The 12,898-nt window shown below is 74.5% G+C and carries 11 protein-coding genes; 5 read left to right on the top strand and 6 right to left on the bottom strand.

The genetic code is table 11. The features are described from left to right. The first annotated feature begins 10 nt into the window (after positions 1–10). The gene (locus AC4H2H_RS08665; RefSeq protein ID WP_494370399.1) at positions 11–1,063 is read left to right on the top strand and encodes an aldo/keto reductase; all 1,053 of its coding nucleotides are present in this window, start codon (positions 11–13) and stop codon (positions 1,061–1,063) included. An 84-nt stretch (positions 1,064–1,147) separates the two neighbouring features. Here AC4H2H_RS08665 and AC4H2H_RS08660 read toward each other — a convergent pair whose 3' ends face one another. The 3 genes from AC4H2H_RS08660 to AC4H2H_RS08650 form a co-directional block, all read right to left on the bottom strand. After that, positions 1,148–2,491, bottom strand: coding sequence for an RNA polymerase sigma factor (locus AC4H2H_RS08660; RefSeq protein WP_494370398.1), 1,344 nt, complete (start codon positions 2,489–2,491; stop codon positions 1,148–1,150). A 31-nt stretch (positions 2,492–2,522) separates the two neighbouring features. Further along, the gene (locus tag AC4H2H_RS08655) at positions 2,523–2,960 is read right to left on the bottom strand and encodes a YciI family protein (RefSeq protein ID WP_494370397.1); all 438 of its coding nucleotides are present in this window, start codon (positions 2,958–2,960) and stop codon (positions 2,523–2,525) included. A 108-nt stretch (positions 2,961–3,068) separates the two neighbouring features. Continuing rightward, positions 3,069–3,866, bottom strand: coding sequence for an ABC transporter ATP-binding protein (locus AC4H2H_RS08650; RefSeq protein ID WP_494370396.1), 798 nt, complete (start codon positions 3,864–3,866; stop codon positions 3,069–3,071). Between the two features lie 270 nt (positions 3,867–4,136). On the opposite strand from AC4H2H_RS08650, the gene AC4H2H_RS08645 reads away from it, so the two are divergent. Then, positions 4,137–6,413: a SpoIIE family protein phosphatase gene (locus tag AC4H2H_RS08645; RefSeq protein WP_494370395.1), complete on the top strand. Its 2,277-nt coding sequence runs from the start codon at positions 4,137–4,139 to the stop codon at positions 6,411–6,413. A gap of 42 nt (positions 6,414–6,455) precedes the next feature. On the opposite strand, the gene AC4H2H_RS08640 is transcribed toward AC4H2H_RS08645, so the two are convergent. Both AC4H2H_RS08640 and AC4H2H_RS08635 read right to left on the bottom strand, forming a co-directional pair. Then, the gene (locus AC4H2H_RS08640; RefSeq protein WP_494370394.1) at positions 6,456–6,932 is read right to left on the bottom strand and encodes an ATP-binding protein; all 477 of its coding nucleotides are present in this window, start codon (positions 6,930–6,932) and stop codon (positions 6,456–6,458) included. After that, complete coding sequence (locus tag AC4H2H_RS08635; protein WP_494370393.1) at positions 6,929–7,243, bottom strand: STAS domain-containing protein; 315 nt, start codon at positions 7,241–7,243, stop codon at positions 6,929–6,931. The genes AC4H2H_RS08640 and AC4H2H_RS08635 overlap by 4 nt, the downstream gene beginning before the upstream one ends. Before the next feature lie 177 nt (positions 7,244–7,420). Between AC4H2H_RS08635 and AC4H2H_RS08630 the strand changes: the two genes are divergently transcribed. Continuing rightward, positions 7,421–8,416 (top strand): hypothetical protein, encoded by a 996-nt coding sequence (locus AC4H2H_RS08630; RefSeq protein ID WP_494370392.1) that lies wholly within the window; start codon positions 7,421–7,423, stop codon positions 8,414–8,416. Positions 8,417–8,758: 342 nt separating this feature from the next. Here AC4H2H_RS08630 and AC4H2H_RS08625 read toward each other — a convergent pair whose 3' ends face one another. Beyond that, positions 8,759–9,973, bottom strand: a complete 1,215-nt coding sequence (locus AC4H2H_RS08625) for an ROK family transcriptional regulator (RefSeq protein WP_494370391.1) — start codon at positions 9,971–9,973, stop codon at positions 8,759–8,761. Between the two features lie 101 nt (positions 9,974–10,074). Between AC4H2H_RS08625 and xylA the strand changes: the two genes are divergently transcribed. Next, positions 10,075–11,265: a xylose isomerase gene (gene xylA, locus AC4H2H_RS08620; protein WP_494370390.1), complete on the top strand. Its 1,191-nt coding sequence runs from the start codon at positions 10,075–10,077 to the stop codon at positions 11,263–11,265. Position 11,266: 1 nt separating this feature from the next. Beyond that, complete coding sequence (locus tag AC4H2H_RS08615; protein ID WP_494370389.1) at positions 11,267–12,871, top strand: xylulokinase; 1,605 nt, start codon at positions 11,267–11,269, stop codon at positions 12,869–12,871. Positions 12,872–12,898: the final 27 nt, after the last annotated feature.

Raw genomic sequence — 12,898 nt, 5'->3', positions numbered from 1 at the left:
GAATGGGGTCATGCCTCTCACCCCGCGCTACGTCGCTGCCGACGACCGGTACGACACCATGACCTACCGCCGCACGGGTCGCAGCGGTCTCGACCTGCCTGCGATCTCGCTCGGCCTCTGGCACAACTTCGGTGACGTGAACCCGTTCGAGACCCAGCGCGCCGTCCTGCGCCGCGCGTTCGACCTCGGCGTCACGCACTTCGACCTCGCGAACAACTACGGCCCTCCGTACGGCTCGGCCGAGGAGAACTTCGGTCGCCACCTCGCCCAGGACCTCGGGGCGTACCGCGACGAGCTCGTCATCTCCTCCAAGGCCGGCTACGACATGTGGCCCGGCCCCTACGGCGACGGCGGCTCGCGCAAGTACCTGCTGTCCTCGCTGGAGCAGTCGCTGCGGCGGATGAACCTCGACTACGTCGACGTCTTCTACCACCACCGTCCCGACCCCAGCACGCCGCTCGAGGAGAGCATGCGCGCGCTGCACGACGCCGTCCAGCAGGGCAAGGCGCTGTACGTCGGCGTCTCGAACTACTCGCCGTCCCGCACGCGCGAGGCGGCGCGCATCCTCGCGGACCTCGGCACGCCGCTGCTCATCCACCAGCCCAGCTACTCGATGCTCAACCGCCACGTCGAGGACGCCACCCACGAGGACCCCTACGACGGCGTCCAGAGCGAGTCGCTGCTCGACGTCGTCGGCGACCTCGGGGTCGGGACGATCGTCTTCTCCCCGCTCCAGCAGGGCCTGCTCACCGACCGCTACCTCTCCGGGTCCGCCCCCGAGGGGTCGCGCGCCGCACGACCGGACTCGCCGTTCCTCTCGGAGGACAACCTGGACGAGGACTACCTCGCGACGGCCCGCGCGCTGAACGAGGTCGCGCAGGGCCGCGGGCAGTCGCTCGCGCAGCTCGCGCTCGCCTGGGTGCTGCGCGACGAGCGCGTCACGTCCGCGCTCGTCGGCGCGAGCAGCGTCCGCCAGCTCGAGAACAGCGTCGCCTCGCTGTCCGCGCCCGCGCTGACGGACGACGAGCTCACGGCCGTCGAGCGGGCGCTCGCGCCTCGGTAGACCCAGGACCCGCCGAGGTAGAGCCCTGGTCACGACCAGCGTTCTACCTCGGCGGACCAGGGCTCTACCTCGGCGACCAGGGTTCTACCTCGCGGGGTCGGTGGCCGACGACGCAGCGGCCGCTCGTTCGAGGAGCAGCTGCCGCTCGTGCCGGGTCGGGGCGAGGGCCGCGGCGTGCTCGAGCACGTCCGCCGCCTCGGCATGGCGGCCGAGCCGGGACAGCACGTCACCTCGCACGGCCCCGTACAGGTGGTGGCGGGACAGCCGAGGGTCGTCCGCGACGCCGTCGAGCACGACGAGCGCCGCCTCCGGACCGTCCGCGAAGCCCACCGCGACCGCCCGGTTGAGCTCGACGACCGGGGACGGGGCCACGGACGCGAGCGCGTCGTAGAGCGCGACGATCGCCTCCCAGTCGGTGTCGGCCCACGTCGCGGCGCGTGCGTGGCACGCCGCGATCGCCGCCTGCAGCGAGTACGGCCCGAGGGCCTTCCCGGCGCGCGTGCCCAGGGCGAGCGCGCGGTCGAGCGCCGCGAGACCGTGCGCGACGAGCAGCCGGTCCCAGCGCGAGCGGTCCTGGTCCTCGAGGAGGACGGGCCCGCCGTCGGGACCCGTCCGCGCGGCGAACCGCGACGCCTGGAGCTCCATGAGCGCGACGAGGCCGTGCACCTCGGGCTCGCCCGGCAGCAGCCCGGCGAGCACACGCCCGAGGCGCATCGCGTCCTCGGCGAGCCCGCGGCGCACCCACGCGTCCCCTGACGTCGCGGAGTACCCCTCGGTGAAGACGAGGTAGACGACCTCCAGGGCCGCCGGGACGCGGGCGGGCAGCTCGTCGGCCTGCGGGACCTCGAACGGGACGTTCGCCTCCGCGAGCGTCCGCTTGGCGCGCGACACGCGCTGGCCCACCGTCGCGGACGGGACGAGGAACGCCCGGGCGATCTCGTCCGTCGTCAGGCCGCCGACGAGCCGCAGCGTGAGCGCCACGCGCGACTCGCGCGGGAGGACGGGGTGGCACGCGACGAGGACGAGCGCGAGCAGGTCGTCGCCCACGGGGTCCTCGACGATCGTGTCGGGTGCCGGGACCGACCCGACGAGGACCGCGCCGCCGTCGCCCGGGTGCGCGACCGCCGCCGTGCCGCCGGCCCCGCGACCGGGCGCGGCGAGGTCCGCCGCGAGCCGCGCGTACTTCTCGTCGCGCGTGCGCTGGCGGCGGACCAGGTCGACGGCGCGCCGCCGGGCGACGGTCGTCAGCCACGCGCCCGGGTTGTCCGGGACGCCCTGCTCGGGCCACTGCTCGAGCGCGGCGACGAACGCCTCCTGCGCGACCTCCTCGGCGAGGCCGACGTCGCGCAGCATCCGGGCGAGCCCCGCGACGAGGCGCGGGGACTCGATCCGCCACACGGCCTCGACCGTGCGCGAGACGTCGCTCATCGCCGTGCCCGAGCCTCGTGCCGAGGCCGCTTCAGGAGCCCCGCTGGGCGCGGATCTGCTCCTCGAGCCGCGCGTCCTTCTCCCGCTGCTCCGGCGTGTACTCGGCGCCGAAGTCCTCGAGCTCGTAGATCGGCCGGATCTCCAGGACCGCGGTCAGACCGCTGCTCGGGTCGGTCGGGCACTTCCTCGCCCACTCGACGGCCTCCTCGAGCGACGACACCTGCCAGATCCAGTACCCGGCGACGATCTCCTTGGACTCGGTGAACGGCCCGTCGACGACGGACGTCCCGCCGCCGCTGAAGGTCACCCGGGCGCCCTTGGCCGTGGGCTGCAGGCCCTGGCCGTCGAGCATGACGCCCGCCTTGACGAGCTCCTCGTTGTACGCGCCCATCTGGGCGAGCATCTCCTGCGTCGGGGCGATCTTGTTCTCGTCGACCCCGGCGCCCTCGATCATGACCATGACTCGCATGTCGTTCCTCCTCGGTGAGTGCCTCCTCGACCGTAGTGTCGTGGAGGCGGGTTCACCAGGACGTCGGACGGCGCACCCCGGTTTTCGACACGCTCGTCGAAGGAACTTTCAGCGGAAGCGCTGGACGGCGAGCGGCGCGGCCTCGGCGAGGCCGCGGACGGCCGGGTGGTCCGAGCCGGGAGCCGCGCCGGAGAAGACGTCCCGGAGGGCGCCCGACGAGACGAACGTCCCGTCCGCGAGCACGTGGACGGTGGGGCACAGGCGCTCCACGAGCTCGAGGTCGTGCGACACGAGGAGCACCGCCGTGCCGAGCTCCGCGGTGGCGTCGCCGAGGCGCCGCACGACGTCCCCGCGCATCGCCGGGTCGACGGCGGTGAGCGGCTCGTCGAGCAGCAGGGCCCGGGGGCGGGTCGCGAGCGCGACGGCGAGCGCCACCCGCTGCTTCTCCCCGCCCGAGAGCGAGTGGATCGTGCGCGGCGCGTAGCGCGGCTCGAGGGCGACGTCCGCGAGCAGGTCCTCGACGGACCGGCCGCTCGGGCGGCCCGCGCGCCGCGCGTCCTTGAGCGCGGCCGAGAGCGTGCGGTCGACGGTCCAGCGCGGGTCGATCCCGATGCCGGCCAGGCCGTCCTGCGAGACGCGGCGCACGTCGGCGGTGAACTGCTTCTTGTCCCGGCGGGACAGCTTGGTCACCGTCCGGCCCTCGTAGGTGACGTGCCCCGCCGTCGGGCGCACGAGCCCGACGAGCGCGCGCACGACCGTCGACTTGCCGGCCCCGGACTCGCCGACGATCCCGACGGGAGCCGTGCCCGGCGTCACCTCGAGGTCGATGCCGTGCACGACGTCGGGCCCGCCGTAGCCCGCCGCGAGGCCGGTGGCGCGCAGGATCGAGGTCGTCGTCGTGCTCATGGGTGTCCTTCTGCTCGGGTCGGTCGTCGGACGGTGGTCCGGGTCCCGTACGTCCGACGACCGACGCTACCCCGGAGTTCCGTGGTGTCGCGCACGCCGTCGGGGACGAGCACGTCGCGGCCGCGTCGGAGGGCGAGCAGAACGGCAGCTGAGAGGCGCGGCGGCGCGGTAGCCTTGGCCCTCGAACCGGATCCTCGAGCCCAGGTGGTCCTTCGACTCGCACCGCAGCAGCGCTCGCGGGCGGCGGATCGTACGGAGGACCTTGTGACCATGGTCGACGAGCCGAGGGGGCTCCTCGCTCCTGAAGACCCGGTGGACCTCGACAACTGCGCACGCGAGCCCATCCACGTGCCCGGGCTCGTCCAGCCGCGCGGCGTGCTGCTCGTCGTGCGCGAGGCCGACGGCGTGCTCCTCCAGGCGTCCGCGAACGTCGCGCAGCGCCTCGGGGCGCCGGTCGCCGCGCTGCTGGGGCGACCGCTCTCCGCGGCCCTGGGGGACGGCCCCGCGAGCCGTGTGCTCGCCCACGCGGCGGCCGTCGGCGACCTCGCGGCGCGCAACCCCGTCACGCTCCGCCTCGACGGATGGAGCGGCGGGCCCGGGGAGGTCGACGCCGTGCTCCACCGGCCCCCGTCGCCCCCGGACGCGCCGGACGCCGAGCCGGTGCTCGTCGTCGAGCTCGAGGCCGCGACCGGTGCCCGGCCGTTGTCGTTCCCCAACACCTACCTGGCGGTGCGCCACGCGCTGCGCGACCTCGAGCGTGCCGCGACGCTCGCCGAGCTGTACGACGACGCAGCACGGCACGTGCGCGAGCTCACCGGCTTCGACCGCGTGATGATCTACCGCTTCGACGACGCGTACAACGGCGAGGTGGTCGCGGAGGCGCGCCGCGAGGACCTCAACCCGTTCCTCGGGCTGCACTACCCGGCGTCGGACATCCCTCCGCAGGCCCGGGCGCTGTACGAGAAGAACTGGATCCGGCTCATCGCGGACGTGGATTACGAGCCGCAGCCGATCGTGCCGGTGACGCTGCCGACGACCGGCGCGCCGCTGGACCTCACGTTCTCGACCCTGCGCAGCGTGTCGCCCATCCATCTCGAGTACCTGCGCAACATGGGCGTGCGCGCGTCCATGTCGATCTCCCTGCTCCGCGAGGGCCACCTGTGGGGACTCATCGCCTGCCACCACTACACGGGGCCGCACGAGCCGCCCTTCGAGGTGCGCACGGCCGCGGAGTTCCTCGGCTCCACCCTCTCGGTCCGCCTCGTCGCGCAGGCCGAGGACGAGCGGGAGGCCGAGGTGCGCCGCGCGGAGGGCGTCCTCGCGCACCTCGCGGCCGACAGCCGCGACGAGAGCGTGCCGCTCGGCACCGCGCTCACCCGCTCGGGCTGGCTGCGGCGGCTCGTCCGCGCGCACGGCGCGGTCGTCGTGGCGGAGCGCGGGGTCATCGCGGTCGGCAACGTGCCGGACGACGACGGCTGCCGTGCGCTCGTCGGCTGGGTCCTCGGGCACGACGAGGACCTCGTCGCGACGGACTCGCTCGTCCGGGACGCTCCCGAGGTCGCGGCGCTCGCCCCTGACGTCGCCGGTGTGCTCGGCATCGTGCTCCCCGACGGCCAGGTCGTCCTGTGGGTGCGCGACGAGGTGCTGCGCCATGTCGACTGGGGCGGGGACCCGCACAACAAGGCGATCGCCCGCGGCGAGGACGACACCGTCCGGCTGAGCCCGCGCAAGTCGTTCGAGCGCTGGCGTGAGGTCGTGCGCGGTCACAGCGCGCCGTGGACCTCGGACCAGACCGACGTCGCGTCGGCGCTGCGCGGGCACCTCGTCGAGGCGCTGTACGTGCGCGGGCGCAAGGCCGTGCGCGCGACGGAGGAGCTGCAGCGCAGCCTCCTGCCGGCGCTCCTGCCCGACGTCGCGGGCTGGACCCTGCAGTCGCGGTACGAGTCGGCGGGCACCGGACTCGTCGGCGGAGACTGGTATGACGCACTCGTCCTGCCGTCCGGCCGGATCGCGCTCGTCGTCGGCGACGTGACGGGCCACGGCCTCCAGGCCGCCGCCACGATGGGCCAGCTCGGCACCGCGCTGCGCGCGGCGCTCGTGACCAGCGGCTCGGCGGTCGAGGCGGTGGAGCGGCTCGGGGAGGTCGCGCGCTGGACGCTGCCCGGGGAGGTCGCGACGCTCGCCGTCGCGCTGCTCGACCCGGCGAGCGGGATCGTGGAGCACGTGTCCGTGGGGCACCCGCCGCTGCTCGTCGTCGCGCCCGACGGCACGACGAGCTGGACCGAGCGGGCGAGCGTCCCGCCGCTCGGGCTGGTCGACCGCGTCCCGACGGCGCAGGTGCTGCAGGTCCCGCGCGGCGGGGCCCTCGTCCTCTACAGCGACGGTCTCGTGGAGCGTCGTGACGAGTCGATCCAGGACGGGCTGGAGCGTCTGGCCGCGGTCTTCGCCGACGGCCCCGGTGTCGACGTGGACGGCATCGTCGCCGCCGCGCGCGACCCTCGCTCCGCCGACGACGCCACGCTGCTCGTGGTGCGCCGCGACCGCTGACGCTCCGGGCGCCCGGGAGGAGGAACGTCCCGGACGCGCTGGTCAGCCGACCGGGAGGAGCGCGCTGCGGGCGCTCGACCCGGCGCGGAAGACGGGGACGTCGAAGCGTGCCCACACGTGCTTCTCGCCGGTCCCCGTGCAGTACCAGGCGACGTCGCTCGCCGCGCGGCGCGCGAGCACGAGACCGAACCCGCCCGCGCCGGGAGCCCGGTGGGAGGCGATCACGGGAGGCTCGTCCGGCAGGTGGTCGACGACGTCCACGACGAGCTCACGACCGTCGCTGAGGAGCCGGACGCACGTCGGCGGGAGCCCGTGCCGCAGGGCGTTGGTCGCGAGCTCGCTCGCGACCAGCACGATGCGCTCGGGCGTGGCGTCGAGGTGGCGGTCGCGCGGGAGCGGTGCGCCCGTGAGCATGCGGTGGAGCCCCTCGCGCAGCCGCGCGAGGTCGTCGAGGGCGCGCAGGTGCCACGACCCGATCTCGACGAATCCGGCCGGGACGTCAGCGTGCGCGATGCTCATGCGTCGTCCTGGATCTCGAAGAGCTCGACCACGCCGCTGAGCTCGAGCAGGTCGCGGACACGGTGCGGGACGCGGACGAGCACCGGCGTCCCCGAGCCGGAGGTGGCCGCGTGGTACAGGAGCCGCAGGCCGCCGGAGTCCATGAAGGTCACCGCGCCGAGGTCGATGTGGATCCGCTCCTGGGCCGACTCGGCGAGCCGCAGCAGCTCGTCCTCGCGGCGCGCCTGGACCGAGGCGTCGATCTCACCCTGCATCTGCCAGCGCGTCCCGTGGTCCGTCGTGAGGACGTCTCCGCTGCTCGTCGAGGTCACCGTGGTTCGCTCCCCTTCGCTTGCCATACCGGGCACCCGGGACACGTTACGCGGACGTGGAGATCCTCGCGCGCGTGGCTCGCGGTGGCTAGGGTCGGACGACGTGACCGCCGTCCCTCGTACCGCCGCACGATCCGTCGTCCCACCGCGTGCCGATCGCCCGGGCCGTGCGCCCTCGTGACCTTCCTCGAGCTCCAGCGCACCCTGCGTGCCGAGCGGCTGGATCCGTTCCTGGCGTACGCAGGCCGGTACGACGAGCTGCGGGGACCGTACCTCGACCAGTTCCGACGGACGCCGCCCGCGCGCGACACCGCGACGGTCCGGGGCGCGTGGAACCTGGTGGTCCCCGGAGACGGGACGTTCGTCGTGACGACGCGCGAGCACGGCCGCCCGTCCCACATCGCACCCGACCTCTCGGGGCCGGAGCCCGTGGTCTGCGCCGACGAGGCCGCCGCGTGCGACGAGATCTACGCCCAGGTGTACCTCGCGTCGCGTCGCGAGCGCGTCGAGGCGGTCGGGCCCGACGACGTGCCGCCGGTGCTCGCCACGTGGCTCGAGGCGTGCGGGTGGAAGGCCGCGGCGTCGCTGTTCGGCAACCCGTTCGTCGCGACGTCGGGCTCGCAGTCGTTCCGGGTCGCGGTCCGGGAAGGCCGTCACGAGCTGCACCTCCACGACCATCACGTCCCGAAGGTCGGGCGGCCGCTCGCGGCCTCCGACGACGCGCTGCACGTGTGGAAGGTGCTCCTGGCGGAGGTGGGGGACCGGTCCGCGCCGCGCCCGCTCGGCTGGCCGCGTGCCCGATGGCGTCGCGAGGACGGACCGCGAGCCCTCGACGCCTGCTCGCTGGAGACGCTGCGCGACGCCTATCTCGCCGAGCGTCCCGACGGCGCGGTCGTGGTGGCCGCCGAGGGAGCCGACCTGTCGCTCGTCACCGACCGGATCCGCGCGCTCGGCGAGGCTGCCGGCATGCCGCTGGCACGGTACTCCTCGCCCGGTACGGCGGTGTTCGACGGCGGGTACACCGGCGGGACGTACGTGCTCCGCCGGAACGAGGCGACGCCGCGCTACGCGCTCGAGCGCTGGGGCGAGCGACAGCGCAGCGGCCCCACCCTCGTCGCCTCCGACGACCTGCGCGTCGTGCAGGACCGGCTCGTGCGCGAGCTCGGCGGCTGAGACGGCGACGGGCCGTCCTGCGGCCGCGAGCCCGCAGGTGCGGTCGCGGCCCGTCCTGCGCCTGGCGGGCTGGTCCGCTCGCTCTGCCTGCGAGGACGCACGGTCGGCCCGGGGCGCCGGGCCCGTGCCGCGCCGCCGCGCGCGACCCGCCCGCCGTCGGCTGACCAAGGTTCTACCTCGCGCGACCAGGCCTCTACCTCGGCGACCACGGTTCGGCTTCGCCGACGGCGCGCCACACGCGGACCCGACCACGAGACGCCCGACCGACCCGAGCACCGGTGGCGCCTCACCCGCGGACCCGACCACCAACCGCCCGAGCAGGCACGAGCCCGCCGCGGCGGGTCAGTCCTCGCCGACCCAGGCGCTCGGGTCCTCGACGACGGTACGCAGGACCTCGCGGGCGCCGCCCGTGAGCGCGGCGTGGTCGCCGACGGGCGCGGGCAGCAGCTGAACGTCCGTCCAGGGGGCGGCGAGCACGCGCGCGCGGAGCTCGGCCTCGGCCGCCGAGCGCAGGTACGGCAGGAGCGCGGGGTAGATGCCGCCGAGGAGGACGGTGTCGATGTCGACGAGGTTGACGTAGTCCGCGAGCGCGCTCCCGAGTGCCGTCCCGGCGCGCTCGACCGCGGCGACGGCGTCGGGCTCGCCCGCGTCGACCGCGTCGACGAGCGGCGTAATGTCCGAGTCGACGGGCAGGCCGGCACCCCGCAGGAGCGCGTCCTTCCCGGCGTACTGCTCGAGGCAGCCCGTCGCGCCGCAGCGGCACCGCGGACCGCGCGGGTCGACGACGACGTGCCCGACCTCGCCCGTCCAGCCGTGGCGGCCGTGGAACAGGCGGCGGTCGACGACGATGGCCGACCCGATGCCCACGTCGCCCGACACATAGAGGTAGGTGGACGGCGCGGCGCCGTCGGGCACGACGCCGTGGCTCGACTGGGCGAGGGCGGCGAGCTTGGCCTCGTTGCCGATCTCCACCGCGAGGTCGAGGCCGAGGAGCGGTACGGGATCGAGGTGGGACCACCCGAGGTTGGGTGCGACCTCGAGACGGCCCGCGCGGGAGTCGACCAGGCCGGGCAGGGCGAGGTACGCGCCGGCGACCGTCATGCCGTCGGAACGGACGCTCTCGAGCAGCTCGCGCGCGATGCGACCGAGGCGGCCGAGCACGTCTGCGGGATCGCTGTCGTGGAGGTCGTCGGGGTCGACGTGCTCCGCCACGACGGCGCCGGTGAGGTCGAGCACCCGCCCGCCGAGGTAGTCGACGTTCACCTCGAGGCCCAGACCGACGAGGGTCCGCGCAGCCGGCGCGAGGGGGACGGCGGGCCGCCCGGCCCGGTGCGGGGTCGCGGGCGGGAGCTCGGCGACGATGCTCGCGGCGACGAGGCGGTCGACGAGCGTCGACACGGTCGCGCGCGTGAGCCCGCTGGCGGCGGCGATGTCGGCGCGTGAGCAGGGCACCGGGGACTCGAAGACGGCGCGAGCGGCGAGGGCGAGGTTGTGCTCGCGCAGCGTGGCCTGCCGGGCTGCTGGGGGACCCGTGCGGGTCGCGGCGCTGCGGTTCACGGTCTTGACCTTACCGACTCGGCCGGATAAGTTCATTCGTACGACATAAATGGGCCGACGGCGACGGTGTCGCTGCGGCCCTCTCGACGAGGAGACCAACCGTGGCCGACGAGACGACCCGATACGACACAGACATCAACTTCTCCTTCGGTCTGTGGACCGTGGGCTGGAACGCGCAGGACCAGTTCGGCAGCGCGAGCCGTCCGGCGCTCGACCCGGCCGAGTCGGTGCGCAAGCTCGCCGACCTCGGCGCGTGGGGCTTCACGTTCCACGACGACGACGTCGTGCCGTTCGGGTCCGACGACTCCGAGCGCACCCAGCGCCTCGACGCCGTGCGCACCGCGGCCGAGGAGACCGGGCTCGTCATCGAGATGGTGACGACCAACCTCTTCAGCCACCCCGTCTTCAAGGACGGTGGCATCACGTCGAACGACCGCGGCGTGCGTCGCTACGCGCTGCGCAAGGTGCTGCGCAACGTCGACCTCACCGCCGAGCTCGGCGCGAAGACGTTCGTCATGTGGGGTGGCCGCGAGGGCACCGAGTACGACGGCGCCAAGGACCTGCACTCCGCGCACGAGCGCTACGCCGAGGGCATCGACCTCACTGCGGCGTACATCAAGGAGAAGGGCTACGACCTCAAGATCGCGCTCGAGCCCAAGCCCAACGAGCCCCGCGGCGACATCTTCCTGCCGACGATCGGTCACGCGCTCGGCCTCATCGCGCAGCTCGACAACGGCGACATCGTCGGCCTCAACCCCGAGACCGGCCACGAGCAGATGGCGGGCCTCAACTACACGCACGGCATCGCGCAGGCGCTGTGGGCGGGCAAGCTCTTCCACATCGACCTCAACGGCCAGCGCTCGATCAAGTTCGACCAGGACCTCGTCTTCGGCCACGGCGACGTGCTCTCGGCGTTCTTCACGGTCGACCTGCTCGAGAACGGCTTCCCGAACGGCGGCCCCACGTACACCGGCCCGCGCCACTTCGACTACAAGCCGTCGCGCACCGAGAACGAGGTCGGCGTGTGGGACTCCGCGCGCGCCAACATGGACACGTACCGCCTGCTCGCGCGCAAGGCCGCGGCCTACCGCGCCGACAGCCGCGTCCAGGAGGCGTTCGCGCACTCGGGCGTCTTCGAGCTCGGCCAGCCCACGCTCGCCGCGGGCGAGTCCGTCGCCGACCTGCTCGCGGACCGCAGCGCGTACGAGGAGTTCGACGTCGACGCCGCGGCGAACCGCGACTACGGCTTCGTGCGCCTCAACCAGCTCGCGCTCGAGCACCTCATCGGCTGAGGTGACGACCGGATCCCGGACGTCGGACGCCGGCGGCGAGCGCACGCTCGTCGCCGGCGTCGACACGTCCACGCAGTCCTGCAAGGTCGTCGTGCGCGACGCCGCCACCGGTGCGCTCGTGCGCTTCGGGTCGTCGAGGCATCCTGACGGCACCGAGGTCCACCCCGACGCGTGGTGGCAGGCGTTCCGCGAGGCGGCCGCCGCCGCAGGCGGGCTGGACGACGTCGCCGCGCTCGCCGTCGGCGGTCAGCAGCACGGGCTCGTCGCGCTCGACGCGGAGGGCAACGTCGTGCGCGACGCCCTCCTGTGGAACGACACGCGCTCAGCGCCCGCTGCACGCGACCTGATCCGCGAGCTCGGCGAGTCCCGGCTCGCGGAGGGTGTCCCGGACGCACGCGTCCGCGTCGAGTCCGCGGACGAGGCCGGCGCGCAGGCGTGGGCCGACGCGATCGGCTCCGTGCCGGTCGCCTCGCTCACCGTGACGAAGCTGCGCTGGCTGCGCGACGCCGAGCCGGAGAACGCGGCGCGCGTCGCGGCCGTCGCGCTGCCGCACGACTGGCTCACGTGGCGCATCGCGGGCTACGGGCCGGCGGACGACCCGTCGGCGCCGCTCGGCCCGGACCTCGACGCGCTCGTCACCGACGCGTCCGACGCGTCCGGCACGGGTTACTACGACGCGACCCTGGACGACGGTGACGACGGCCGGGCCGCGTACCGCCTCGACCTGCTCGAGCTCGCGTTCGGGCGGACCGACGTCGTGCTGCCGCGCGTCGTCGCACCGTCGTCGGTCGCGGGCGTCGCGCATGCTTCCGTCGCGGGCGCGCAGGTCGAGGGCGGGACGCTCCTCGGCCCCGGGGCGGGCGACAACGCGGGCGCGGCGCTCGGCCTCGGCATGGTCGCGGGCGACGTCGCGGTGTCGATCGGGACGTCGGGCGTCGTGTCCGCCGTGACCGACGACCGCACCGCCGACGGGTCCGGCCTGGTCAACGGGTTCTCCGACGCCACGGGCCGCTACCTCCTGCTCGCGGTGACGCTCAACGCGAGCCGGGTCCTCGACGCGGCGCGCGCGGTGCTCGGCGTCGACCACGCAGGGCTCTCGCGGCTCGCGCTCGAGGCGCCCCCCGGTGCGGACGGGCTCGTGCTCGTGCCGTACCTGGAGGGCGAGCGCATGCCCAACCGTCCCGACGCCTCGGGCACGCTGCACGGCATCCGCCTCGGCACCTCCACGCCGGAGCACCTCGCGCGCGCGTACGTCGAGGGCATGCTGTGCGGTCTCGCGGACGGGCTCGACGCCCTGCGCGCCCTGGGCGTGACGGTCGAGCGTGTGCAGCTCATCGGCGGCGGCGCGCAGTCGGAGGCCGTGCGGCGCATCGCACCGCAGGTCCTCGGTCTTCCGGTCACGGTCCCCGAGCCGGGCGAGTACGTGGCCGACGGCGCGGCCCGCCAGGCCGCGTGGGTCCTCGCCGCCCACGCGGCGCGCTCCGCGGGTACCGACCTGGCCGACGTCGCCCCACCCACCTGGGCCGCGTCGTCGGCCACGGTGGTCGAGGCCGACCCGGTCCCGGCGATCCGCGAGCAGTACGCGGCGGTCCGCGACCTCGTCTGACCCGCCCCCCCGCTGAGTGCATGAAAT

Source organism: Cellulosimicrobium sp. BMG9.22 (assembly GCF_059159975.1).
This window is presented reverse-complemented; position numbering and strand designations above follow the sequence as displayed.

Coding starts and splice junctions, on each gene's coding strand:
- AC4H2H_RS08665 (WP_494370399.1), top strand. CDS start 11: ATGCCTCTCACCCCGCGCTACGTCGCTGCCGACGACCGGTACGACACC.
- AC4H2H_RS08645 (WP_494370395.1), top strand. CDS start 4,137: ATGGTCGACGAGCCGAGGGGGCTCCTCGCTCCTGAAGACCCGGTGGAC.
- AC4H2H_RS08655 (WP_494370397.1), bottom strand. CDS start 2,960: ATGCGAGTCATGGTCATGATCGAGGGCGCCGGGGTCGACGAGAACAAG.
- AC4H2H_RS08640 (WP_494370394.1), bottom strand. CDS start 6,932: ATGAGCATCGCGCACGCTGACGTCCCGGCCGGATTCGTCGAGATCGGG.
- AC4H2H_RS08650 (WP_494370396.1), bottom strand. CDS start 3,866: ATGAGCACGACGACGACCTCGATCCTGCGCGCCACCGGCCTCGCGGCG.
- AC4H2H_RS08660 (WP_494370398.1), bottom strand. CDS start 2,491: ATGAGCGACGTCTCGCGCACGGTCGAGGCCGTGTGGCGGATCGAGTCC.